This is a genomic window from Mediterranea sp. An20, assembly GCF_002160055.1.
Taxonomy (GTDB): domain Bacteria; phylum Bacteroidota; class Bacteroidia; order Bacteroidales; family Bacteroidaceae; genus Bacteroides; species Bacteroides avicola.
Window position 1 is genome coordinate 1 of sequence record NZ_NFJV01000037.1, and the last position, 24,807, is coordinate 24,807.

The window sequence follows — 24,807 nt, forward strand, 5'->3', positions numbered from 1 at the left end:
GTTGCACGCGAGGAATTCTTCCCCTTGGATGAGACCTTGATGAGCCAGTTGAAGCCCCGTATTTCTTGGGGTACGCTGGGCAACCAGAACACCTCTTCCTATTATCCCATGTATCTGTCTCAGGCTGTGACACCTAATGGAGGCGGATGGTTGATGGATGGTGCTTATCCTACTATTGCCTCCGTTCCTGGTTCTATCAGTTCTACTTTGACTTGGGAAACCGTACAGTCGCTGAACGTCGGCTTCGACCTGGCTATGTTCAACAGCCGCTTTACCGCCAACTTCGACTACTTTATCCGCAAGACTTTGGACATGGTAGGCCCTGCTGCCGAGATTGCCCATATCTATGGTACCAGCATGCCGTCTACCAACAATACGGACTTGAAGACGAAAGGTTGGGAACTTGCCCTCAACTGGCGTGACCAAGTTGGTGAAGTAGGCTACAATGTTGGTTTCAACATCTCAGATTCCCGTTCGTTTGTAGAGCGCTATCCCAATGAAAATAAGTCTTTGTCTACTTATTATGAAGGTCAAGAGTTGAATGATATTTGGGGGTATGAGACTCATGGCATAGCCAAGAGCCAGGCCGAAATGGACGAATGGTTGGTTAATAACCGCCCGTCTTGGGGATCCGGTTGGACAGAAGGTGACATTATGTACACGGACCAAAATGGCGATGGTATTATCAATACTGGACGTAATACACTGGGTGATCCGGGCGATATGGTGAAGCTGGGTAACAGCACGCCGCGTTTCCGCTTCGGTTTGAATTTAGGTTTGGATTGGAAAGGCATTGATTTCAGCATGTTCTGGCAGGGTGTGGCCAAGCGTGATCTGTGGCTCGACGGTCCTGTATTCTGGGGATTGAACGGTGGTGAATGGCAGTCTACCGGTCTGGAACCGCATCTGGACTACTACCGTCCGGAGAATACGACTTCTGTGTTCGGTCCGAATACGGATGCTTATTTCCCCCGTCCTTATATGAGTGATAGCAAAAACCAACAGGTGCAAAGCCGCTACATGCAAAACGGCGCCTATATGCGTTTGAAGAATATCCAGTTGGGTTATACCTTGCCCAAGAAGGTGCTGGATAAGATAGGCATGGAATACATCCGCTTCTATGTCAGCGCAGAGAACGTACTGACTATCTCAAGCCTGCCCAACGGCTTTGACCCGGAAACTGCTTATTCCGGTTATACGGGCAGCAACTCCGGTAAGACGTATCCGCTCCAGGCAACGGTGTCGTTTGGTGTAAATGTAACATTCTAATAATAATTGATTTTACGATGAAAAAGACAATATTTTATTCACTTATATTCGCGGCAGGTTTGACTACTACTTCCTGCAACGACTACTTGGATCTGGAGCCCATCACCAGTGTGCCCACCACAGAATATCTGTATGCTGAGGGTGACTTGGGCGCTTATGCTGCCAATTTGTATGGCAACTTGCCTTCACACGGTAACGGTTATGGTTTAGGACTGTTTGACGATGATAATGGAACGGACAACCAGACGGCAGCCTCGCCCAGTACCCTTTTTGTGACGGGACAGACGTATGTGGGTGATTATGACTTGTGGAATTCTTACTTCTCTGTGATACGTGCTGCAAACTATTTCTTGGAAAGAGTTCCGGAACGCTATGAGAATGGTGAGATAACCGGTTTGGATGCAAATATCAGACATTACATTGGTGAGATGTATTTCTTCCGTGCCTATTTCTATTATCTGGCATTGACCAATTTGGGTGATTTCCCCATTCTGACCACTACGCTGACCGATGATTACAATGTTGTCCGGGAGGCTTCACAACGCCGTCCGCGCAATGAAGTGGCTCGTTTTATCCTCTCTGATTTAGACCTGGCTTATGACTACATGCTGGCTACTCCTCCCATGAGCAACCGCCTGACACGCGATTGTGCTGCCCTGATGAAGAGCCGCGTGGCTTTGTTTGAAGGTACGTGGGAGAAATACCATGCCAATACGGCATTCGTGCCCAACGGACCGGGATGGCCGGGTGCAGAGATGAGCTACCTGAGCGGTTACGAGTATAATGCGAGCGAGGAAATCCGTTTCTTCCTGCAAGAAGCCATCGAAGCTGCCGACATCGTTGCACAGGGACATGGTCTCTATGGCGACTATGCGGCCATGTTCAACTCGGTAGATTTGAGCGGCATGGATGAAATCCTGCTGTGGAGACAATATAGCACCAGCTCCGATGCTACTTCCACTCACTGGACAGTGGACTACCTGCAACGCAACGGAAGCGGCAATACGGGATATACCCGCTCTATGGTCGATTCTTATTTGATGGAAAACGGCTTGCCTATCTATGCAGCCGGTTCCGGTTATGAAGGTGATGACACGTACGAACACCTCTTCAGCGGACGTGACCCGCGTATGGGTATGTGTATCGACAAGACAGGCGACTTGCTTTCTGAAGATCCCAACCTGATAGAATATGTGAAGTCTGACGGCCGCGGCTACTTCTACCGTTCGCCTATTTTCGAGGGACAGTTGGAGAATGGTAATCCTACGGGTTACAGCCTGCGCAAAGGTCTGAACACATCGGGCGACATGCACCCTACACTTCCTTCTTATACGGGATGTCCGACGTTCCGCGCGGCAGAAGCCTATCTGAACTATATCGAGGCTTACTATGAACTGAATGGAAATCTGGGTGGCAATTGCGATACTTACTGGAAGGCATTGCGCAGCCGTGCAGGTGTGTCTACAGACTATCAGTTGACCATCAATAATACGGATATGTCGAAGGAAACGTTGGACTGGGGCAGCTATTCGATTGGAAAACAGGTAGACGCTACTCTGTATAACATCCGTCGGGAGCGCCGTATAGAGTTGGTTTCCGAAGGTTTCCGTTTTAACGACTTGAAGCGTTGGCGTGCATTGGACCAAGTGCAGAACGTACACCTCCAGGGATTCAACTTCTGGGAGAGCATGTATCAGTTGTACACGAATCCTACTCCGGAAGATGCGATGACGCCATTGGATCCCATTACACTACAACCTTATGGTGAAGGTGTGAATGCTCCGAATATTTCTTCGGAAACAGATCCGTATGCTGAGGGTAAATATTACTTGCCTTATCGTAAGAATCCTAATAATATAGGTTTTGACGGCTTGAACTGGAATCCGGCCAAGTATCTGTATCCTATCAGAAACTATGAATTCCGATTGACAACAGAAGTGGAAGGAGATGATAACATAGATACCTCTTCCATTTATCAGAATCCGGGCTGGAGCAAAGAGGATGGCACATTACCTGAAGGCGACTGATGATGATTTGATATAATAATTATTATTACGAAACCACCATTTTCTCTGATTTTGTTCATTGAAAATGGTGGTTTTTTATTGATAAATATTATATTTGTAGCCAACTTTATTATTTTGATTTATGAAGCATATTTTTTTGATCTGGTGTGTCTGCCTATGGTCTAATGTGGCTGTTTGGGGACAAAAGACGGAGTTGCCGAAACCCACCGCCAGCCAGCTTGCGTGGCAGAATGCCGAGATGGGTGTAGTGTTCCATTATGATTTGCATGTGTTCGATGGCAAAGTGTACGGTCAGGGTTATAACCGCATCAATCCCATAGAAGATTACAACATTTTCAATCCGACGCATCTGAATACCGACCAGTGGATTGAAGCTGCAAAGGCAGCGGGAGCAAAGTTTGCTATTCTGACTGCTACCCACGAAACCGGTTTTGCCTTGTGGCAGAGTGATGTGAATCCGTACTGTCTGAAAGCTGTGAAGTGGCAGGACGGTAAGGGCGATGTGGTGCGGGACTTTGTCAATTCGTGCAGGAAATATGGTATCAAGCCGGGCATTTATATCGGCATCCGCTGGAATTCATTGCTGGGCATACACAACTTCAGAGCCGAAGGGGAAGGGGAGTTTGCCCGCAACCGCCAGGAGTGGTATAAGCGTCTCTGCGAAAAAATGGTGACGGAAATATGTACCCGCTACGGCGATTTGTTCATGATTTGGTTTGATGGCGGGGCCGACGACCCGAAAGGATTGGGACCGGATGTGGAGCCTATTGTGAACAAATATCAGCCTCAATGCTTGTTTTATCACAATGTCAACCGGGCCGATATTCGTTGGGGAGGTTCGGAAACGGGCGCAGTGGGCTACCCCTGTTGGTCTACTTTCCCTACTCCTTACAGTCATAGCAATGCTACCGAGGGCGTGCAGAACTACGAAGAACTTCTGGCACACGGTGATCCCAACGGTGCGCATTGGATGCCTGCCATGGCAGATACTCCCTTACGCGGATACAACGGACGCCATGAGTGGTTTTGGGAACCGGGGGATGACAATCGTGCGGTCAATCCGTTGGACCGTCTGATGGATATTTATGAAAAATCGGTGGGAAGGAATGCTACACTGGTCGTGGGGCTGACTCCCAATCCTGACGGACTGCTTCCGGAGGGTGACGTGAACCGGCTGAAAGAGTGGGGAGAGGAAATTCAGCACCGTTACGGGCAACCGCTGGCCAGTGTGTCCGGCAACCGGAAACAACTGACGCTGTCTTTGCCCCGCAAACAGACGGTGGACACGTATGTCTTGCAGGAAGACTTGTCGCAAGGCGAGCGAATCCGCGCCTATCGCATCGAAGCCAAGGTAGATGGTCGCTGGAAGACGGTGGCACAAGGTACCGCCGTGGGCAACAAACGCATCGAACGTTTTGAGCCGGTGCAGGCATCGGCTTTGCGTGTGCGGGTGGAGGAAAGCACCGGCGAACCGGTCATCAGTAACTTCAGCGCCTTTTGTGTGGCAGAATAAGAGTCTGTTTAATTCTGCTCAAAAGAAACTGATAAGAATGACAGACACCTTATTCTCCATTATAGTATAAACTAATGAACGGCTACTTAAAGCTTAAAGAGGAAAATTTAAACAAGCTCTAAGTAATCAATCAGATTTTGTACATTTACCTATTATAGAATCTATGATGAACAAATCTTTTTTATGGGCCGCTGCCGGCCTGTTGCCGTGTTCGTGGGCAAGCGCACAGGCACCAGTCTCCGAAGGAGCCGCTGAACCGGCCCGTCGTCCTAACATTATTTTCTTTCTGGTAGACGATATGGGATGGCAAGATACCTCCCTGCCTTTCTGGACAGAAAAGACCTATTACAACGAACGTTACGAGACACCCAACATGGAGCGCTTGGCCCGGCAAGGCATGATGTTTACACAGGCGTATGCATCGAGCATCAGTTCACCTACCCGTTGCAGCCTGATGACCGGCGCCAATGCGGCCCGCCACCGGGTGACCAATTGGACGCTTCAGAAAGATGTGACCACCGATGCTCCCAGCGAGGTATTGCAGTTGCCCGATTGGAACTACAACGGCATAGCGCAGGTGGAAGGAACGAACAACACGTTTGTGGGTACCTCGTTCGTGCAATACCTGAAAGATGCCGGCTACCACACCATCCACTGTGGTAAGGCTCATTGGGGAGCCATTGACACACCGGGAGAAAACCCCTGTCATTTCGGTTTCGAAACCAACATTGCCGGTCATGCAGCCGGAGGACTTGCCACCTACCTGAGCGAATTCAACTATGGGCACGACGACCAGGGCAATCCCACCAGCCTGATGTCGGTGCCCGGCTTGCGCAAATACTGGCAGACGGGAACCTTCGTTACCGAAGCATTGACCCAGGAGGCCCTGAAGGCATTGGACAAGGCAAAAGCCTATAACCAGCCGTTCTATCTGTATATGTCGCACTATGCCATCCACATTCCTATAGATAAGGATGTACGCTTTTTCGACAAGTACAAAAAGAAAGGCCTTTCGGACAAGGAAGCGGCTTATGCTTCGCTGATAGAGGGCATGGACAGGAGTTTGGGCGACATCATGGACTGGTTGGAGAAGAACGGTGAAGCCGATAACACCATCATCATCTTCATGGGTGACAATGGCGGTTATTGCACCGGAGCCGGATGGCGCGACCAGCCTCTGTACACTCAGAATTATCCGCTGAACTGCGGGAAGGGGTCGGCATACGAGGGAGGCATACGCGAGCCGATGATTGTGGCGTGGCCGGGAGTGACAGAGCCTGGTACCCGGTGCGACAAGTACCTGATTGTGGAAGACTGTTTCCCTACGATACTGGAAATGGCGGGCATACGCGATTATAAAACACCCCAGGTGGTGGATGGCATCAGCTTCGTGCCGATGCTGAAACAGACAGGCGACACATCGGCCGGCAGAAGTCTTTACTGGAATTGCCCCAACGAGTGGGGCGAAGCCGGACCCGGCATCGGGGCGACCTGCACCATCCGACAGGGCAAGTGGAAGCTGATTTACTTTTATGAGACGGGAAAGAAAGAACTCTATGACATCCCTGCCGATATAGGTGAAAAGCACGACTGTGCCGCCGACCATCCGGAAGTAGTAAAGAAATTGTCGGCCGATCTGGGCAGTTTCCTCCGTTCGTGCGGAGGACAGCGACCTTCGTTCAAAAAGACAGGCAAACCGTGCCCCTGGCCCGATGAAATCTGAACCATCGTGGTAGATGTAGAAGCATTCAGACAGGAAGTGTTCGGGATAGTGGCAGCCATTCCCTACGGAAAGGTCACTACCTACGGACAACTGGCATGGTTGGCAGGTTTCCCTACCTGCTCGCGCCTGGTGGGACGGGTGTTGCGGGGAGCCCCTGCCACGTTGGATATGCCCAGTCACCGGGTGGTAAACAGCCAGGGACGTACCGTGCCGCATTGGCGGGAACAACGGGAATTGCTGGAGGCAGAGGGAGTGGTTTTCAAAGACAACGGATGCGTGGATTTGCGCTGTTGCCGGTGGCTCCTGCCGGATATGGAAGCAGAGAAAACGTCTTGCCCGGCAACAGACATGAAAACGGATTGAAAGAAAAGTAATCTTTTTTGTGATAAAATTTTGGATATATCGCGGAGATGCTTTATTTTTGTCGCGTTAAAAAGAAAAAGGAATGAAGACTTTCAAGACACATCACCATCATCATTATCCTGGCGAATAAAATCCGGTGGGCGATGGGACTGTGTGTGAAAGAGAACATAGGAAATGAAACGAGGCTTGCCGGTGTTAGGGCCGGTAAGCCTCGTTTTTTTATGAATTACAGCAAACGTAAAAAGTCATGTTAAGAATTGCAGTACAGGCTAAAGGACGTCTTTACGACGAAACAATGTCGTTTCTGGAGGAATCGGACATTAAACTGAGTGCCGGCAAGCGAACCTTGCTGGTACAGTCTGCCAACTTCCCGTTGGAAGTGTTGTTTTTGCGCGACGATGACATCCCCCAGTCCGTGGCGACCGGAATAGCCGACATCGGCATTGTGGGAGAGAATGAGTTCGTGGAGAAAGGCGAGGATGCCGAAATCGTGAAAAGACTGGGGTTCAGCAAGTGCCGTTTGTCGCTGGCTGTGCCCAAAGACATAGAATACAAGGGGGTGGAGTGGTTCGACGGCAAGAAAATTGCCACATCCTATCCGGGCATTCTGGACAGCTATCTGAAGGAAAAAGGGGTAAAGGCAGAGATACACGTTATTACCGGTTCGGTGGAGGTATCGCCGGGCATCGGATTGGCCGATGCGATTTTCGACATTGTAAGTTCGGGGTCTACATTGGTGAGCAACAGCCTGAAAGAGGTAGAAGTGGTGATGAGGTCGGAAGCCTTGCTGATAGGCAACAAGCATTTGAGCGAGGAGAAGAAGGACATCCTGCGTGAGTTGCTCTTCCGGATGGATGCCGTGAAAACTGCCGAAGACAAGAAATATGTGCTGATGAACGCTCCGAAAGAGAAACTGGAACAGATTATCTCGGTGCTTCCCGGCATGAAAAGCCCCACCGTGATGCCTTTGGCCCAGGAAGGCTGGTGCTCTGTACATACGGTGCTTGACGAGAAATGCTTTTGGGAAATTATCGGAAAGCTGAAATCGTTGGGCGCAGAAGGCATCCTGGTATTGCCCATCGAGAAGATGATATTGTAAATACAGACCCGATTAGAAATACAGAAAGATATGATACAGATAGATTATCCGGAGCGGAGCTTATGGCCCGACATCGTGAAGCGTCCGGTGATGAACACCGAACATTTGTTTGACACGGTTCGCGCCATCCTCAGCCGGGTGAAAAGCGAAGGCGACAGGGCCGTGCTGGAATATGAAGAACAATTCGATAAAGTAGCCTTGGCTTCGCTGGCGGTGACGGAAGACGAAATGCAGGAAGCCGGGCAGGCGGTCAGTGAAGAACTGAAAGCAGCCATTCTGTTGGCCAAGCAGGATATTGAGGCTTTTCATGCCGCCCAACGCTTTGAAGGGAAGCGGGTGGAGACACAACCCGGAGTGACTTGCTGGCAGAAGGCGGTGCCGATTGAGCGGGTAGGGCTGTATATTCCCGGAGGAACGGCTCCACTGTTCAGTACGGTGTTGATGCTGGCTGTGCCGGCACGCATTGCCGGGTGTCGGGAAATCGTGCTATGTACTCCCCCCGGACGCGACGGCAAGGTGCATCCGGCAGTGTTGTTTGCTGCCCGGGTGGCGGGCGTAAGCCGGATATTCAAAGCCGGAGGCGTACAGGCTATCGGAGCCATGGCCTACGGGACGGAGAGTGTGCCCCGTGTTTATAAGATATTTGGTCCCGGCAATCAGTACGTTACTGCAGCCAAGCAGTTGGTCAGCCTGCATGATGTGGCCATTGATATGCCTGCCGGCCCTTCCGAAGTAGAGGTTTTGGCAGACGAAACGGCCAATCCTGTTTTTGTGGCAGCAGATTTGCTTAGCCAGGCAGAGCATGGAGTGGACAGTCAGGCCATGTTGGTCACGACGTCGGAGGCTTTGCGCCGGGAGGTAGTGAAGGAGGTGGAACGCCAGTTGGCTCTTCTGCCCCGCAAGGAGATTGCTGCCCGCTCGTTGGAGAACAGCAAGTTGGTGTGTGTGGCCGACATGCAGGAAGCCATCGAACTGACCAATGCCTATGCCCCCGAACACCTTATCATTCAAACAGCCGATTATGCCCGTGTGGGCGAGCAGATATGCCATGCCGGTTCTGTCTTTCTGGGACCCTATTCGTGTGAGAGTGCTGGCGATTATGCGTCGGGCACCAATCATACCTTGCCCACCAACGGTTATGCCCGTGCGTATAGCGGTGTCTGCTTAGACAGCTTCATCCGGAAAATGACGTTTCAGGAAATTACGTCCGAAGGCTTGCAGCGCATAGGGCCGGCCATAGAGGTAATGGCTGCCGGCGAACAGTTGGAAGCACACCGTAATGCGGTGGCAGTCCGGTTGGGCAGAGGAAGCTCTAAACATTGACTAATTTTTGAAAGGACATGAAAACATTGCAAGAACTGACGCGCCCCAACATTTGGAAGCTGAAGCCTTATTCTTCGGCGCGTGACGAATATAAAGGAATAGCGGCATCTGTTTTTCTGGATGCCAATGAGAATCCCTACAATACCCCCAACAACCGGTATCCAGACCCCCTGCAATGGGACCTGAAAAAGGCTTTGGGAAAACTGAAGGGCGTGGCTCCGGAGAACATCTTCCTGGGCAACGGAAGTGATGAAGCCATCGACCTGATGTTCCGTGCATTTTGCGAACCGTGCCGGGACAATGTCGTGGCCATAGAGCCTACGTATGGCATGTATCAGGTGTGCGCCGAAATCAATGAGGTGGAGTATCGCAAGGTATTGCTCGACGAGCATTTCCATCTTTCGGTGGACAAGTTGCTGGAAGCTGCCGACGGACATACCAAACTTGTCTTTCTCTGTTCGCCCAACAATCCGACAGGTAACGACCTGGACCCTGCCGAGATAGAACGTCTGCTGCTGAACTTCGACGGACTGGTGGTGCTCGACGAGGCGTATAACGATTTCTCCGATGCCCCTTCTTTTTTGAAACGCCTGGACGAGTTTCCCAATCTGGTCGTTTTGCAGACTTTCTCCAAAGCATGGGGGTGTGCGGCTATCCGTTTGGGCATGGCCTTTGCTTCGGCAGACATCATAGGCATCCTGACCAAGATTAAATACCCCTACAATGTCAACCAGTTGACACAACAGCAGGCCATGGAGATGCTGCACCGTTATTATGAGATAGAGCGTTGGGTGGATATGCTGAAGGAAGAACGCAACCGGATGGAAAAGGAGTTTGCCCGTCTGCCATGTGTGAAGAAAGTGTTTCCTTCGAATGCCAATTTCTTCTTGGTGAAGGTCACCGATGCCGTGAAGATATACAATTATCTGGTCGGTGAAGGCATTATCGTGCGCAACCGCCACACTGTGACCTTGTGTGGCAACTGCCTGCGTATCACGGTAGGTACCAAAATGGAGAACGAGACATTGCTGGAAGCATTGCGAAAGTATGGGGTATAAAGCCTCTTGTGGACTTGTAGCCAAGAGACTTGCCAAGAAAGTTTATGAAAAGACTGCGTATGAAGAAAAAAGTATTGTTTATCGACAGAGACGGCACATTGGTCGTTGAGCCCCCCGTGGATTATCAGCTGGATTCGCTGGAAAAGCTGGAATTTTATCCCAAGGTGATGCGCAACCTGTGGCTTATCCGTTCCAGGCTGGACTTTGAGTTTGTAATGGTGACAAATCAGGATGGCTTGGGGACGGCTTCTTTTCCGGAAGAGACGTTCTGGCCGGCACACAATCTGATGTTGAAAACGCTGGCAGGGGAGGGCATCGTGTTTGACGATATATGTATCGACCGAAGCATGCCTGCCGACAATGCTCCTACCCGGAAGCCGCGCACAGGCATGTTGGTGAAGTATCTGGATAATCCCGATTATGACCTTGCGCACAGTTTCGTGATAGGAGACCGCCCGACGGATGTGGAGTTGGCCAAGAACCTGGGATGCCGTGCCATTTTCTTGCAGGAAGACCCATCGGTCTTGTCGGCTTGTGAAGGGTTGGAAGCCGTCTGCGCCCTGGCAACTACCGATTGGGACAAAGTGGCGGAGTTCCTTATAGCCGGCGAGCGGAAGGCGGTGTTGCGACGTACTACCCATGAGACAGACATCCGCGTTTCCCTGAACCTGGACGGACATGGCATCTGTCACATCCACACAGGGTTGGGCTTTTTTGACCACATGCTGGAGCAGATAGGAAAACACGGCGGGATAGATTTGGATATAGAGGCAGACGGAGACTGGGAGGTGGACGAACATCACACCATTGAAGACACGGCTTTGGTGTTGGGTGAGTGCATCTATCAGGCTTTGGGAAGTAAACGCGGCATGGAACGTTATGGATATGCCGTGACTATGGATGATTGTCTCTGCCAGGTGTGCCTGGATTTTGGCGGCCGTCCCTGGTTAGTGTGGGATGCTGAATTTCACCGGGAAAAGATTGGCGAGATGCCGACAGAGATGTTCCTGCACTTCTTCAAGTCGTTGAGCGATGCAGCCCGGATGAATCTGAATATCCGGGCAGAGGGGCAGAACGAGCACCATAAGATAGAAGGCATCTTTAAGGCAATGGCCCGCGCCTTGAAAATGGCGGTAAAGCGGGACATGTATCATCTGGAACTGCCCAGTTCGAAAGGAGTGTTGTGAAAGTTACGAAACGAACAGATACAAAAAAACGAGTCAGTTCTCACGAACCCCTCGCCTCCTTGAAGAAAAGCCATAAAGGCTTTTCTTTTTTTTACATCCAAATGTTACCTAAAATCAATCTTTACTTTTACCTTTAAAAACAAACTTCAATTACCTATTTTGAAAACTTACAATTTTTAATCTTTACCTTTTACCTTTTACCTAATTACCTATTAATCCAAATCTTTAGCCTATGAAAAATTTATCAATTCTTTTATCGTAGCAATTTCTCAATTGCGTTGCAAAGATACGGGCATTTTCCGAACTTGCAAATAGTAACGCCGTATTTTGTATGTTTTATAACATAGTTTTTGATTTCGAGGTGCTGCTTTTGCACTTGTAAACACAAGAAAGGGGGGAAAGGCAGAAAAAGGCCTGTCGGAACAAAGTCTTGCCACCGCTCTGAACTGAGTGAAGAATCTCCCACAGGCACAGGCCGGCAGGAGATTCTTCACATCCGTTCAGGCAGACAGGGTCCAATGACTGTCAATAGTCACTTCGGCATACCCTCTTGGAAATGTTTCCCGATGTCATAGCAGGGAAGTGAGGATTAGCTTGTTGGCTTTGTCTACCGAAGAGGTATCTAAAGAAGCGAGGTAGATGCGTGTCGTGCGTTCGGAGTCATGTCCCATAGCTTCACTGATGACAGATACCGAGATGTTTTTGCTTTTGGCTATGCTTGCCCAGGCATGGCGCGCCACATAAGTAGTCAACGGTGCAGGCAGTTCCAATATTTCGCCCAATTTTTTCAGTTTCCTGTTTATCAGGTGGACAGCGCTCAGATATTGCTGTCGTTCGCTGCAATTGATATTTTTGATGATGGGTAGCAGATACGGGGTATCTTCCGTGTCGTATTTCTCAATGATGTCCTGCATGGGCTTTTCCCATTTGATATAAAGCTGTTGTCCTGTTTTGTGCCGCCGGTAGATGAGTATGCCGTTTTGAAGGTCTTTCTTCTTCAGAAAGGCCATGTCTATGAATGACATACCACGGGTGTAGAAGCTGAACATGAAGATGTCGCGGGCATAGTCCATGTTGGGGCTGTACGTCAGGTCTATGTCTCTTATCTTGCGGAGAGTATTCAGCGGGAGCGCTCTTTTGACGGTTTTGGCTATGCCGGTATAGACATGCTTGAAGGGAGTCTGTGGCAGACAAAGCCCCTTGTCTATGGCCTGGTTATAGATGGCACGCAGGTTACGCATATAAAAAGAAATGCTGTTGGGAGTAAGTCCTTCCGATTTCAGGTAACCTTGGTAACGTATAATCAGTTCCGGGGTAAATTCCTCCATAGGAATATCATCGGCTTTCTGGTAAAAACGCAAGAAACTGTTCAAGGTACTTTGATAAGTCTCGGCAGTACGTGCCCGGCCGGAATTCCGTAAGGAATAGATTAATTGTCGGGCGAAGTGCAACATGCCGTTGTTGTGCAATGAAACGCGGTACGTTCTCAGCATTTGGTCGACGTCGAATTGGGTCCCTTTGGTCAGTTCTATTCTTCTGAGCTGCTTCAGCAACCGTTCCTTTTCCTGTGGTATGCGTTTCTGTAGGGTTAACAAATAAGAATAACGTTCCGAATCGGATTCCGGGAGTATCACTGTACCTTCATCAGCATCCCACTCGTTTTGAAATAATTTACATCCCAGACTGACTTGCCGTATGGTACGTTGGTGAATGACTTGGAAGTAAAGGCTTCCTTTTTTCTCCTTTTGAATGGAGGGGCGAAATTTAAGTTTGATAGTTGACATAATTTTTATGAATTGAGATTCGTATCATTCCATACGGCCTTTGAAATGATTCAAACGTTCCACCCCTCCCGAAAGGCGTACTCTGTATTCTTTTGATAATCAATATGCTATTTCTGATATATAAGCAGCATGCTGCTTATTGCCTGGCAGCACGCTGCTTACCGCCTGGCAACATTTGGGGAAGGGCTTATCAGAGAACTGTCGGGACATCAGTACTGAGTTTGTTTAAATTTTGAATCACCTCATTTTGTCTTTCTGCCGGAAAGACCGTTTTCCTGTGGACAAAACTATTAAAAATTAGCCGTTCGGGAACTGATTGTATCAGAAGGGAAGCCACCATATTGCACCATGCTATTTAAAAACATTCTAAATTATTTGTGACGTATGAACTTATCCTTTATCTTTGCGGGCGTTAAAAGAAAAGTATATGCGTTTATCAGAACTGAAGACCGGTGAAAAAGGGGTCATCGTAAAGGTGCTTGGGCATGGAGGATTCCGCAAGCGCATTGTAGAGATGGGATTTATCAAAGGCAAAACCGTGGAGGTACTGCTTAATGCGCCGCTCAAAGACCCTATAAAATACCAAGTGATGGGATATGAAATATCCCTGCGCAGACAGGAAGCTGCCATGATTGAGGTGATGAGCGAGCAGGAAGCCAAACAGGCGGAATTGCAGCCCGACTTTCATGGCGGTTTGCCCGAAGACTTGCCTGTGAGCGACGAAGAACTCAAAAGACTGGCATTGGGCAAACGGCGCACCATCAACGTGGCACTGGTGGGCAATCCGAACTGCGGCAAGACATCGCTTTTCAATATCGCTTCGGGGTCGCATGAGCGGGTGGGCAATTACAGCGGGGTAACTGTAGATGCCAAAGAAGGTTACTTCGACTTCCAGGGCTATCACTTCCGCATCGTCGACCTTCCGGGCACTTACTCTCTCTCGGCTTATTCGCCCGAGGAATTGTATGTGCGCAAACACATCATTGAAGAAACGCCGGATTTCATCATCAACGTGGTGGACTCTTCCAACCTGGAGCGGAACCTGTATCTTACTACGCAACTGATAGACATGAATGTGCGCATGGTCATAGCTCTCAATATGTATGACGAACTGGAAGCCAGCGGCAACAAACTCGACTACCTGACACTGGGCAAACTGATGGGCGTGCCGATGGTGCCCACCGTATGCCGTACCGGTAAAGGCATCGAGCGTCTGTTTCATGTGATTATCAATATATACGAAGGAGGCGATTTCCTGGACAAAAACGGGCAGATCAGCCCGGAGATAAGGAAAGACATGCAGGACTGGCATAAGGCTTACGTGCCCGACCACGACTTCGGCACCGACGAGGAAGACAAACATCCGCACCATGTCTGCCGGCATATACACATCAATCATGGTCCCGAACTGGAACGTAGCATCGAAGAAGTAAAGCAGGCCATTTGCCGGAACGAGGATATTCGTTACAAGTATTCTACCCGCTTTCTGGCCATCAAGCTGCTGGAGAATGACAAAGACCTGGAGCAGGTGGTGAGCACACTGCCCAACGGGGCAGACATCCTCGCTGTGCGCGACCACGAAGAAGAACGTCTGCGCCAGGTGCTGAATGAAGAGAGCGAACAGGCCATTACCGATGCCAAATACGGCTTTGTGGCAGGAGCCTTGCGCGAGACATTTGTGGACAACCACCAGGAGAAATCACGCACCACGCATTTTATTGATGCCATTGTAACGCACCGCATCTGGGGGTATCCCATTTTCTTCCTATTCATGTATCTCATGTTTGAGGTGACCTTTTCGGTGGGACAATATCCTATGGACTGGATAGAGTCCGGCGTAGCCTGGCTGGGAGAATACATCAACATCCACATGCCCGAGGGACCGCTGAAAGCCATGCTGGTAGATGGCGTCATAGGAGGTGTGGGCAGTGTCATTGTATTCTTACCCAATATCCTTATTCTGTACTTTTTCATCTCGCTGATGGAAGACTCCGGCTACATGGCACGCGCAGCCTTCATCATGGATAAAATCATGCATAAGATGGGACTGCATGGCAAGTCGTTCATTCCGCTTATCATGGGATTCGGATGCAATGTGCCTGCCATCATGGCATCGCGCACCATCGAGAACCGCAAGAGCCGTTTAGTGACGATGTTCATCAATCCGCTCATGTCGTGCAGTGCCCGCCTGCCTATCTACCTGGTTCTGACGGCTGCTTTCTTCCCGCATCATGCCAGCCTGGTGCTGCTTTCCATCTATGCGATAGGTATCGTGCTGGCCATTGTCATGGCACGTCTGTTCTGCCGTTTCCTGGTGAAAGGTGATGATACTCCTTTCGTAATGGAGCTTCCTCCCTATCGTCTGCCTACCTCCAAAGCTATCCTTCGGCATACGTGGGAGAAAGGCGAGCAGTATTTGCGGAAGATGGGTGGTATCATTCTGGTGGCATCTATTGTGATTTGGGCATTGGGCTATTATCCGCATTCCGACCATTATGAGACGGTCACCGAACAGCAGGAAAATTCTTATATCGGTCGTATAGGCAAGGTCATTGAACCCGTTATGGAGCCATTGGGATTTGACTGGAAATTAAGTGTGGGCATCCTGTCGGGAGTAGGGGCAAAAGAACTGGTGGTCAGTACGCTGGGAGTGCTTTATGCCGATGATGCCGATGCCGATTCCGTCAGCTTGGGCGAACGCATACCTATAACTCCTTTGGTGGCCTTCGGTTACATGGTATTCGTGCTGATATATTTCCCCTGCATAGCCACATTGGCAGCCATTAAAGGAGAAACGGGCAGTTGGAAGTGGACTTGCTTTGTGGCGGGCTATACTACAGTTCTGGCTTGGGTTGTATCATTCCTTATCTACCAGGTAGGAGGGCTGTTGTTATGAGCGATTGGCAAGATTGGGCGGTCACTCTGTTACTCATATTGTGTGTCGGGCGTATCATCTTCGGCGTGGTCCGTTCATTCCGTCGGGCGGGTCGGGGTGAAAATCCCTGTTCTCATTGTGCGGGCTGTTCTTCTTCCCGTTCTTCTTCCCGGCAAATATGGCCAGTGGACGAAGCAGAAAAGGGGGGATGTGCGTGTTGTGAGAAGAAAAAAGCAGGAAAGAAGAAGAAAAGTTGCTGTAGATAGTTGGTAGTTTAAAAAAAAGCATTACCTTTGCACCCGCAATGAGACAACAACACTACTGTTGTTCTTCTGATTCTGGTACCTTGGATGAGTGGCTTAGTCAGCGGTCTGCAAAACCGCGTACGGCGGTTCGAATCCGCCAGGTACCTCAATCCTTGCAAAAGCTTCACCGAGACGATCGGTGGAGCTTTTGTCATATATTGGCTTTCAGTAACTTAACTGTATGCCTTCCCTGATGAATGTCGTACAAATGTAGTCCGGACGTAGACAGGTGCAACGAAAACGAAAAGAATCCCGCAGGTAAGAAAGTTAAAGCTTTACTTCTTAAACCTGCGGGATTCTTATATAGCGAATGTGTTCTTTGAAACCGTATTCACTTAGAAGGTGATGGCCGTGTTTCTTTAATTTCTATACCACATAATTCGATGTCTGCCCCCATGGGCGGATTGCGTTTCATCAATCTCAATTCCACCGCATTTATGCCCGGAAATTCTTGAAACAATCTATGGACAATGCGGCCGGCAATATGCTCTAACAGTTTCGATGGTTGAACCATTTCTTTCTGTATGGTTTCAAAAACCTCGGCATAATTTATCGTGTCGGCCACATTATCAGTTGCCATGGCTTGCGAAAGATCTGCGTGTAAGCGTAAGTCAATGGTGAATTCATTGCCTACCCGTGTTTCTTGGGGTGCTACACCATGGTAAGCGTAAAAGCGAAGCCCCTGGAAGAAAATACAACTCTCCATCAGACCGCTTTATTACTTATCCGCATCTTGACGCACCACACGTTTTGCAGATGAGGCATCCTTCCTGATAGACTAATGTTTCGTTGCCACAATTCGGGCATTTCTGTCCTTTCAGTTCAGTGCCGTCGGAAACGTATTTCTTTAAGGCACGTTCTACGCCGTTTTTCCAAGTGTTGATGCTTTCGTTGTCCAATTGGAGCGAGCTGACCAACTTGATAACCTGTTCGATGGGCATGCGGTAACGCAATACGCCTGAAATAAGTTTGGCGTAGTTCCAATACTCCTTGTTGAATTTCTCCGACAAGCCTTCGATGGTAACCTTATATCCTCTCTTATTCTCGAATTGGAAGTCATAGTGCTTGCGTCCGTCGTCATCGTAATTCTTTATAATATGACCGGAAGTTACGCTTTTAGGCAATACGATGCCTTCTTCATCGTCCAAGACGCCGGTGAAGATTTCATAAGGATAGCCGTTCAGCAAGCCTACAAAGGCAACCCATTTTTCTTTGTTGTTTTGGAAACGCACTACATCAGCTTCCAATATTTTGGGGCGGGTTTCTACAATCGTAGGCGGTTTGCAGGGAGGCAATTCATCTTTCTTGTCTTTCTTGGTAGAAAGAAGAACTCCAGAACGTGACCCTTCACGGTATACCGTACAACCTTTACAGCCGGAACGCCAGGCTTCAACGTAGAGAGCATTGACTAAATCTTCGCTGACATCGGCCGGTAGATTGATGGTGACAGAAATAGAGTGGTCTACCCAGCGCTGGATGCGCCCTTGCATACGTACTTTCATTAGCCAATCCACATCATTGGAGGTAGCTTTGTAGTAGGGAGACTGTTTTACCAGGTCGTCAATCTCTTCTTGTGTATATTTCTTGGCGGGGTTCAGCCCTTGGGCTTCCATCCACGTAACGAATTTGGGATGGAAAACAATGTATTCCTCAAAAGCATCGCCCACTTCATCCACATAGTCTATATGGACATTGGTATCGTTGGGATTTACTTTACGACGACGTTTGTAAACAGGGAGGAAGACTGGCTCGATGCCGGAAGTTGTTTGTGTCATCAGGCTGGTTGTGCCTGTGGGGGCAATGGTAAGGCAGGCGATGTTGCGTCGGCCATATTTCTTCATGTCTTCGTACAATTCCGGATCAGCTTCGCGCAGGCGGTTGATAAAAGGATTGTTCTTTTCACGCTCCGTGTCATATACCTCAAAAGCTCCGCGTTCACGTGCCATTTCTACCGACGAGCGGTAAGCTTGCAGAGCAATGGTGCGGTGTACCTTTTCAGAGAAGTCTGTAGCTTCTTCCGTACCATAGCGCAGTCCTAACGCTGCCAGCATATCACCCTCGGCAGTAATGCCTACGCCGGTGCGGCGGCCTTGTCCGCTCTTCTTGTAGATTTTCTGCCACAATGTGCGTTCGGTATGCTTCACATCTTCATTCTCCGGATCAGCATCGATTTTAGCCAATATCTTTTCAATTTTCTCCAGCTCCAGGTCTATGATATCATCCATGATGCGTTGGGCCAGTCCTACGTGCTTTTCGAACAGTTCAAAGTCGAAATATGCATTTTCTTTAAACGGATTGACTACATACGAATAGAGGTTGATAGCCAGCAAGCGGCAAGAATCATAAGGACAGAGTGGAATCTCTCCGCAAGGGTTGGTGGATACGGTACGGAACCCTAAGTCGGCATAACAGTCGGGTACGGACTCTTTCAGAATAGTATCCCAGAACAATACACCGGGTTCTGCCGATTTCCAGGCGTTGTGGATGATTTTCTTCCACAGATTCGAAGCATTGATTTCTTTTCGTACCACCGGTTCGGTCGAATTGATGGGGAATTGCTGGACATACGTTTTGTTGTCTATGGCTGCCTGCATGAATTCATCGTCCAGTTTCACTGACACGTTGGCTCCTGTCACTTTGCCTTCTGTCATTTTGGCATCAATAAAGGCTTCAGAATCAGGATGCTTGATGGATACACTCAACATGAGTGCGCCCCGTCTGCCGTCTTGTGCCACTTCGCGTGTGGAATTGGAATATCGTTCCATGAATGGTACCAGACCGGTGGAAGTCAGTGCAGAGTTTTTTACGGGAGAACCTTTAGGGCGTATGTGCGACAAATCGTGTCCTACACCACCGCGCCGTTTCATCAGTTGTACCTGTTCCTCGTCAATTTTGAAGATGGCACCATAGGAATCGGCCTGTCCATCGATACCAATAACAAAACAGTTGGACAGAGAGGCTACCTGGTAATCATTGCCAATACCGGTCATAGGGCTTCCTTGTGGTACGATGTAGCGGAAGTGATCCAGTAACTCAAACAGTTTTTCAGCTGTCAGCGGATTAGGGTACTTGGATTCAATGCGCGCCACTTCGTTAGCGATGCGCCAATGCATGTCTTCGGGCGACTTTTCGTAAATGTTCCCGAACGAGTCTTTAACTGCGTATTTGTTGACCCAAACGCGTGCGGCCAACTCGTCTCCTTGGAAGTACTGTAAAGATTCTTCGTAGGCTTCCTGATAAGTGTACGTCTCCTTTTTCACGATGCTTTATTTCTTTAAAGATGTATTCTTGAATTATTTAATTGTAGAAGTTGTGCTTCTCATGTGGTAATGTGGTTGCAAAGCTATTATGTTTTTCCCATTCTTCCAAAGAAAACCATACTTTTTTCTTGAGCAGGGAGCCGATTTGTTTCTTTGTAATCTGTATGTATTGATAATTAAATTGTTATGTTTGAGTTGGGGTGAGGAAAGTACTCCAAAATATAAAACATGTATTCTCTTTTCCCCAAGAGGATATGTTGAAAATAGAAGAACTTTGCGAATATTCTTTTAGTAAGAGTTTCTATTGTACGGTTCTTTTCGCTATATTTGCCAAAAAAAGAAAGAGATGGAAAGTTTGAAATCAAGAAAGACAATCAGAAAGTATAAGCAAGAAGATATTTCTGATGATTTGTTAAATGATTTGCTTGAAGCTGCTTGCCGTGCTTCTACATGTGGCAATATGCAGTTGTATAGTGTTATTGTCACTCGCAATGCCGAAGGGAAGGAACGTTTGGCCCCGGCGCATTTTCATCAGCCTATGGTGACAGAGGCTCCTGTGGTACTAACTTTTTGTATAGATTTGCATCGTTTTTCTCGCTGGTGTGAACTGCGCAAAGCGGAACCTGGCTATAATAATTTTGAATGGTTTATAACTGGTGCCATTGATGCGTTGCTGGTTGCGCAGACATTTTGCAATGCAGCTGAAGAAGCTGGTCTTGGAATTTGTTATTTAGGAACTACTACTTACAATCCTCAATCTATTATTGACGCTTTGCAGCTTCCGGATTTGGTTTTTCCCATTGCAACCATTACGGTTGGCTGGCCGGCTGAAAATCCTTCTCAACCAGACCGTTTGCCGTTGAAAGCCATCGTGCATCAGGAGGTTTATCATGATTATACGGCAGAAGATATAGACCGGCTCTTTGCTTATAAAGAATCGTTGGCTGAGAATAAACAGTTTATTTTGGAAAATGGCAAAGAAACCCTTGCCCAGGTATTCACGGATGTGCGTTATACTAAAAAGGATGCAGAAGCCATGTCGCAGGCGTTGTATGAGGCAATGAAAAAGCAAGGATTTTGATGGGAAAGCAGGTGTCTGTTACAAGTCATATATAGCCAAGCGGTAGACAGCTTATTATTTGGAATGGGCTGTCTACCGTTTGGTTATTTTTTGAGAGATGCCACAATCTCTTCCATCTCAGTTTGGAAGCCTTTGTCGACCTCCCTTAACTCTTTGATTGTTTTACATGCATAAAGCACAGTTGCATGATCCTTATTGCCTATCAGACTTCCTATGCGTGCAGCAGAAAGGTCTGTGTAGTTCTTGGCTAAATACATGGCCACTTGCCGGGCCTGTACCACATCACGCTTGCGGGATTTAGTGTGTATGGCTGAAGTATCTAAGCCGTAGTGGCTGCACACAGTCCGTATGATATCATCTATAGTAACGGCTTTGTTCTCGTTATGGGTAACTTTTTTGACTATGCGTTGTGCCAAGTCCAAGTCTATGTCCCGGTTATAGATAGTAGAATGAGCCATGATGGAAATAACGATTCCTTCCAGATCGCGTACACTGTCGCTTACATTTTCGGCAATGTAGTCAATGACTTCAGGAGGGAACTGCAAACCATCTCTTCGGATTTTGTTGCATAGAATGTCGCGGCGTAGTTCTACCGTCGGTTTCTCCAATTCGGCTACCATGCCCCATTTAAAGCGCGTAATAAGTCTTTCTTCCATACCTTGAAGCAAAACCGGCGAACGGTCTGATGTGAGAATCAATTGTTTGCCGTTCTGGTGCAAGTGGTTGAAAATATGGAAGAATGTGTTCTGCGTTTTGGTCACGCCGGCAAACTCCTGAATGTCATCAATAATGAGCACATCAATAGTTTGGTAGAAGTTGATGAAGTCATTGACCGTATTGTTGCGCACAGAGTCGGTATATTGCACCTGAAAGAGGTGTGCAGATACATACAATACACGCTTGTTGGGGTATAGTTCTTTAATTTTAGTGCCTATGGCATTGACCAAATGAGTTTTTCCCACACCTGATGCTCCGTAGAAGAACAAAGGATTGAAAATTGTCTTAGCCGGATTAAGAGCCACCGCCTCAGCCACGCTGCGCGAGAGCTTATTGCTTTCCCCTTCAATGAAAGTGTCAAAGTTGTAGTCGCCCTTCAAGTGTGAGTCGAGTTCGCTGATTTGCGGATGGGCAGGCACGTCTTTCACTTCTTGTCTGGCAACACCTGTCTGCGCAGTGCCTGCATGCGGAGGAAGAGGTACACTCGTAGGTGGATTTTTAACCACCATGACGTTGTACATTAACTTGCTTCCTTCTCCGAAAACCTTATATATGGCTTGGCGCAGCAAGTCGATGAACTGTTCTTCCAGAAACTCATAGAAGAACTGGCTTGGAACTTGCAGCACCAGGGTCTTGTCCTCATATTTCAAAGGTTTTATGGGGAGGAACCACGTTTTATATGTTTGCGGTGGAACATTGTCCTGAATAATTTTAAGACAACGGTTCCATTGCTCCACATGATTTTTTTCGCTCATACGGCTATTGACACATTTTGAGGTTTAAGCATAACTTCTACGTTTGCAAAAGTCGGAATCTTATTTGAGAAAAACAAATCGTTTTTTTCTTGTTTTTCTCATGAAAGTAATAATCTGTTTACTTTCAGTTACTTATACTGTTGTATGAAAAAAGCCCCTTGTGTGGGGCTCTTGCTTTTTTATAAAGTCTTTTAAATCAGTTTTCTACGAGCTTTCTAATATCTCTTCCCTCAAATCTTGCCTTGCTTATTATAATGCCTTTTGTCCTTGGATATGCTTTCTGATGAGGGAATTCGCAAAGACTGCAAATCTTGGTTCTTATTTAGACAATATCTATATAAGCAAATATTTTTATTTGTCTTTTTTGCCAAAGAGCGAGAAGTGAACATAGCGTTTCGGATGCAATCGCAGGTCTTCCAACAAGCTTGCTGCATTGGCCGTGGTAGCACTTAAGTTGTTATAAAGAGTAGGATCGTTTAGAAGCAAGCCTACAGTATTGTCTTTGCGCCCCAGTTTATCTGTTATCATTTTTACATTAGCTAACGTGGAGTCTACCTTTTGCATGGCTGCGGCATAGTCTATCTGTTTCATGTTGTCTGAAATGGCAACAAAGTTGTCGCCGATGGCGTTGAGTTTGCCTGTCAGCTGAGGAATGTCGTTGCTCATCAGTGCCTGCAATTGTCTGCTCGTGGTCGAGAGATTGGCAGTCAGGTTTTCCACATTGTGCAAGGTAGCAGGAATAGCAGGGTTGGCCAACAGGGTGTTGAGTGAGCCCAAGATAGAATCCAATTTGGGCAACATTTTTTCCAACTGAGGCACCATCTCGCCTACCTGTCCCATCATGCCGTTGTTCAGATTGCCGGGAATGGTATCTCCTATGGCATGTTTTTCGCGGGGATTGTTAGCTAATAATAAGTTCATGCGCACTCCTCCCAGCATTTCAGTGGCCAGTTCTGCACTGCTTCCTTTCGGAATCCTCAGATCCGGTTCCACATCAATCTCTGCCACTACGTTGCCCGGATGTTCGTAGTCGTAATACAATTCACGTACAATGCCTACACGGAATCCGTCGGCAAAGACCGGACTTGATTTGGTAAGACCGTTTACGTTTTGGAACTTGACGTAGAAATAGCTTGTAGGCTTGAATAAATGTATGCCTTTCAGGTAGTTGATGCCATAGACAAGTACGCACAAGGCGATGATGCCTGCTATTCCTATTCTGACTTCTTTGGTGAAATACTTTTTAATGTTCATGTTATATGTCTCTTTTTAATGTTTCAATTGGATGAATTATTTTTTTTGAAATCCCGGATAGCCTGGTTGACATCCGTTTTCTGGCCATTTCTGAAGGCGATGATGAATGCATCTTTGAACTTTCCTATGACGTCTCTCCGGAGTCGGACGATGGCGTTATAGTCTTCTGAAGCTCCATAAGTATATTTGTATAATCCGCCTTCTTGATAATGTTCCACGCCTTTTAAGCCTTTCAGGCGATAGTCATTGCTTTTCAGCAGTTCGGCTGAAGTACATATCTGGATTTTGAAGACGGGGCGCCCGTTGACTGTTTTTTTGCCCTCTTCCTTGGGTTGGGCAGAAGCCGGTACAGCATTGGGGGCTTTTTGTGGGGAGAAGGAAGACCGGTTTCCGCTATTTGCATCTCCTCGTCTGGCTTTTTGTTCTTGTTTATAAGTGCAGAAAGCCTGATAAATGCCCAAGGCCAAGGTGTTGATGCCGTCTTGTGAGTTCAGATACCGTTCTTCTTCTGGCGTTGAAATGAATCCCAATTCGATTAGGATACTTGGCATGGCACTGGCTTTCAATACCAGAAATCCTGCCTGGTGTACGCCCCGGTCGTGGCGTTTGCAGGTATGGCGGAATTGTTTCTGTACCAATGAAGCCAAGTGGACACTTTGTTCCATGTATTTGTCCTGCATAAATTCGAAGATGATGTATGACTCGGCAGAATTGGGGTTGAACCCTGCGTACCGTGTCTTATAGTCATTTTCGTACAGGATAACAGCATTTTCGCGTTGGGCCACTTCTAAGTTGGCCTGCGACTTGGCCAATCCCAGCGTCCAGGTTGATGCACCTTTGACGGTTCGGTTCTGTGCCAGAGAGTTGGTATGAATAGAGATGAAAAGATCGGCTTTGGCATCGTTCGCTATTTGGGCACGCCGGTCCAATGGGATGAAGACGTCCCGCTGTCGGGTATAGATTACTTTCACGTCCGGACAATTCTCCTCTACCAGCTTGCCGAGTTTCAGGGCCACGTTCAGGTTGATATTCTTTTCTTTCGAAATGCGGCCGATGGCTCCAGGGTCATGTCCTCCATGACCTGCATCGATGACTAACACGAAATCTTTATCCGTGATGCAGGTGTGCCCCTTGGCAGGGAGGATATTCCCCAGCAATAAGAGTATATATAATATGTATAGCCAGTTCTTTTTCATTCGGATACTTCGGTGCAA

General features: G+C 48.0%; 16 protein-coding genes, 1 tRNA gene and 1 pseudogene. 12 read left to right on the top strand and 6 right to left on the bottom strand.

What is annotated here, in order from left to right; translation table 11 throughout:
- The 9 genes and pseudogenes from B5F34_RS15515 to hisB all read left to right on the top strand — a co-directional run.
- Positions 1-1,269: pseudogene (locus tag B5F34_RS15515) on the top strand (SusC/RagA family protein); the annotation flags it as partial.
- 17 nt (positions 1,270-1,286) lie between these two features.
- A complete protein-coding gene (locus B5F34_RS15520; RefSeq protein WP_087340703.1) occupies positions 1,287-3,296 on the top strand; it encodes a RagB/SusD family nutrient uptake outer membrane protein in 2,010 nt (669 codons plus the stop codon).
- A gap of 121 nt (positions 3,297-3,417) precedes the next feature.
- Entirely contained in the window at positions 3,418-4,809 is a 1,392-nt protein-coding gene (locus tag B5F34_RS15525; RefSeq protein ID WP_087340704.1) for an alpha-L-fucosidase, read from the top strand.
- A gap of 166 nt (positions 4,810-4,975) precedes the next feature.
- A complete protein-coding gene (locus B5F34_RS15530) occupies positions 4,976-6,532 on the top strand; it encodes a sulfatase (protein WP_087340720.1) in 1,557 nt (518 codons plus the stop codon).
- Between the two features lie 3 nt (positions 6,533-6,535).
- Positions 6,536-6,895 (top strand): MGMT family protein, encoded by a 360-nt coding sequence (locus B5F34_RS15535; protein ID WP_087340705.1) that lies wholly within the window; start codon positions 6,536-6,538, stop codon positions 6,893-6,895.
- 247 nt (positions 6,896-7,142) lie between these two features.
- Positions 7,143-7,994, top strand: coding sequence for an ATP phosphoribosyltransferase (gene hisG / locus B5F34_RS15540; protein ID WP_087340706.1), 852 nt, complete (start codon positions 7,143-7,145; stop codon positions 7,992-7,994).
- A 30-nt stretch (positions 7,995-8,024) separates the two neighbouring features.
- Complete coding sequence (gene hisD, locus B5F34_RS15545; protein WP_087340707.1) at positions 8,025-9,317, top strand: histidinol dehydrogenase; 1,293 nt, start codon at positions 8,025-8,027, stop codon at positions 9,315-9,317.
- 17 nt (positions 9,318-9,334) lie between these two features.
- The gene (gene hisC / locus B5F34_RS15550; protein WP_087340708.1) at positions 9,335-10,375 is read left to right on the top strand and encodes a histidinol-phosphate transaminase; all 1,041 of its coding nucleotides are present in this window, start codon (positions 9,335-9,337) and stop codon (positions 10,373-10,375) included.
- A gap of 59 nt (positions 10,376-10,434) precedes the next feature.
- A complete protein-coding gene (gene hisB, locus B5F34_RS15555) occupies positions 10,435-11,562 on the top strand; it encodes a bifunctional histidinol-phosphatase/imidazoleglycerol-phosphate dehydratase HisB (RefSeq protein ID WP_087340709.1) in 1,128 nt (375 codons plus the stop codon).
- A gap of 569 nt (positions 11,563-12,131) precedes the next feature.
- Here the strand turns inward: hisB and B5F34_RS15560 are convergent.
- Entirely contained in the window at positions 12,132-13,346 is a 1,215-nt protein-coding gene (locus tag B5F34_RS15560) for a site-specific integrase (protein WP_087340710.1), read from the bottom strand.
- A gap of 427 nt (positions 13,347-13,773) precedes the next feature.
- On the opposite strand from B5F34_RS15560, the gene feoB reads away from it, so the two are divergent.
- Entirely contained in the window at positions 13,774-16,242 is a 2,469-nt protein-coding gene (gene feoB / locus B5F34_RS15565; protein ID WP_087340711.1) for a ferrous iron transport protein B, read from the top strand.
- 319 nt (positions 16,243-16,561) lie between these two features.
- A tRNA-Cys gene (locus B5F34_RS15575) sits at positions 16,562-16,633 on the top strand.
- Positions 16,634-16,857: 224 nt separating this feature from the next.
- On the opposite strand, the gene folB is transcribed toward B5F34_RS15575, so the two are convergent.
- Both folB and B5F34_RS15585 read right to left on the bottom strand, forming a co-directional pair.
- The gene (gene folB / locus B5F34_RS15580; protein ID WP_087340713.1) at positions 16,858-17,232 is read right to left on the bottom strand and encodes a dihydroneopterin aldolase; all 375 of its coding nucleotides are present in this window, start codon (positions 17,230-17,232) and stop codon (positions 16,858-16,860) included.
- Between the two features lie 16 nt (positions 17,233-17,248).
- Positions 17,249-19,786 (bottom strand): adenosylcobalamin-dependent ribonucleoside-diphosphate reductase, encoded by a 2,538-nt coding sequence (locus B5F34_RS15585; RefSeq protein ID WP_087340714.1) that lies wholly within the window; start codon positions 19,784-19,786, stop codon positions 17,249-17,251.
- A gap of 346 nt (positions 19,787-20,132) precedes the next feature.
- Between B5F34_RS15585 and B5F34_RS15590 the strand changes: the two genes are divergently transcribed.
- Positions 20,133-20,867 carry an NADPH-dependent oxidoreductase gene (locus tag B5F34_RS15590; protein ID WP_087340721.1) on the top strand — a complete coding sequence of 245 codons (735 nt, stop codon included), beginning with the start codon at positions 20,133-20,135 and terminating at the stop codon, positions 20,865-20,867.
- A gap of 83 nt (positions 20,868-20,950) precedes the next feature.
- Here the strand turns inward: B5F34_RS15590 and dnaA are convergent, their stop codons facing one another.
- The 3 genes from dnaA to B5F34_RS15605 form a co-directional block, all read right to left on the bottom strand.
- Positions 20,951-22,339 (bottom strand): chromosomal replication initiator protein DnaA, encoded by a 1,389-nt coding sequence (dnaA, locus tag B5F34_RS15595; RefSeq protein ID WP_087340715.1) that lies wholly within the window; start codon positions 22,337-22,339, stop codon positions 20,951-20,953.
- Between the two features lie 351 nt (positions 22,340-22,690).
- Positions 22,691-23,593: an MlaD family protein gene (locus B5F34_RS15600; RefSeq protein WP_087340716.1), complete on the bottom strand. Its 903-nt coding sequence runs from the start codon at positions 23,591-23,593 to the stop codon at positions 22,691-22,693.
- Between the two features lie 23 nt (positions 23,594-23,616).
- The gene (locus B5F34_RS15605; RefSeq protein ID WP_087340717.1) at positions 23,617-24,789 is read right to left on the bottom strand and encodes an N-acetylmuramoyl-L-alanine amidase; all 1,173 of its coding nucleotides are present in this window, start codon (positions 24,787-24,789) and stop codon (positions 23,617-23,619) included.
- Positions 24,790-24,807: the final 18 nt, after the last annotated feature.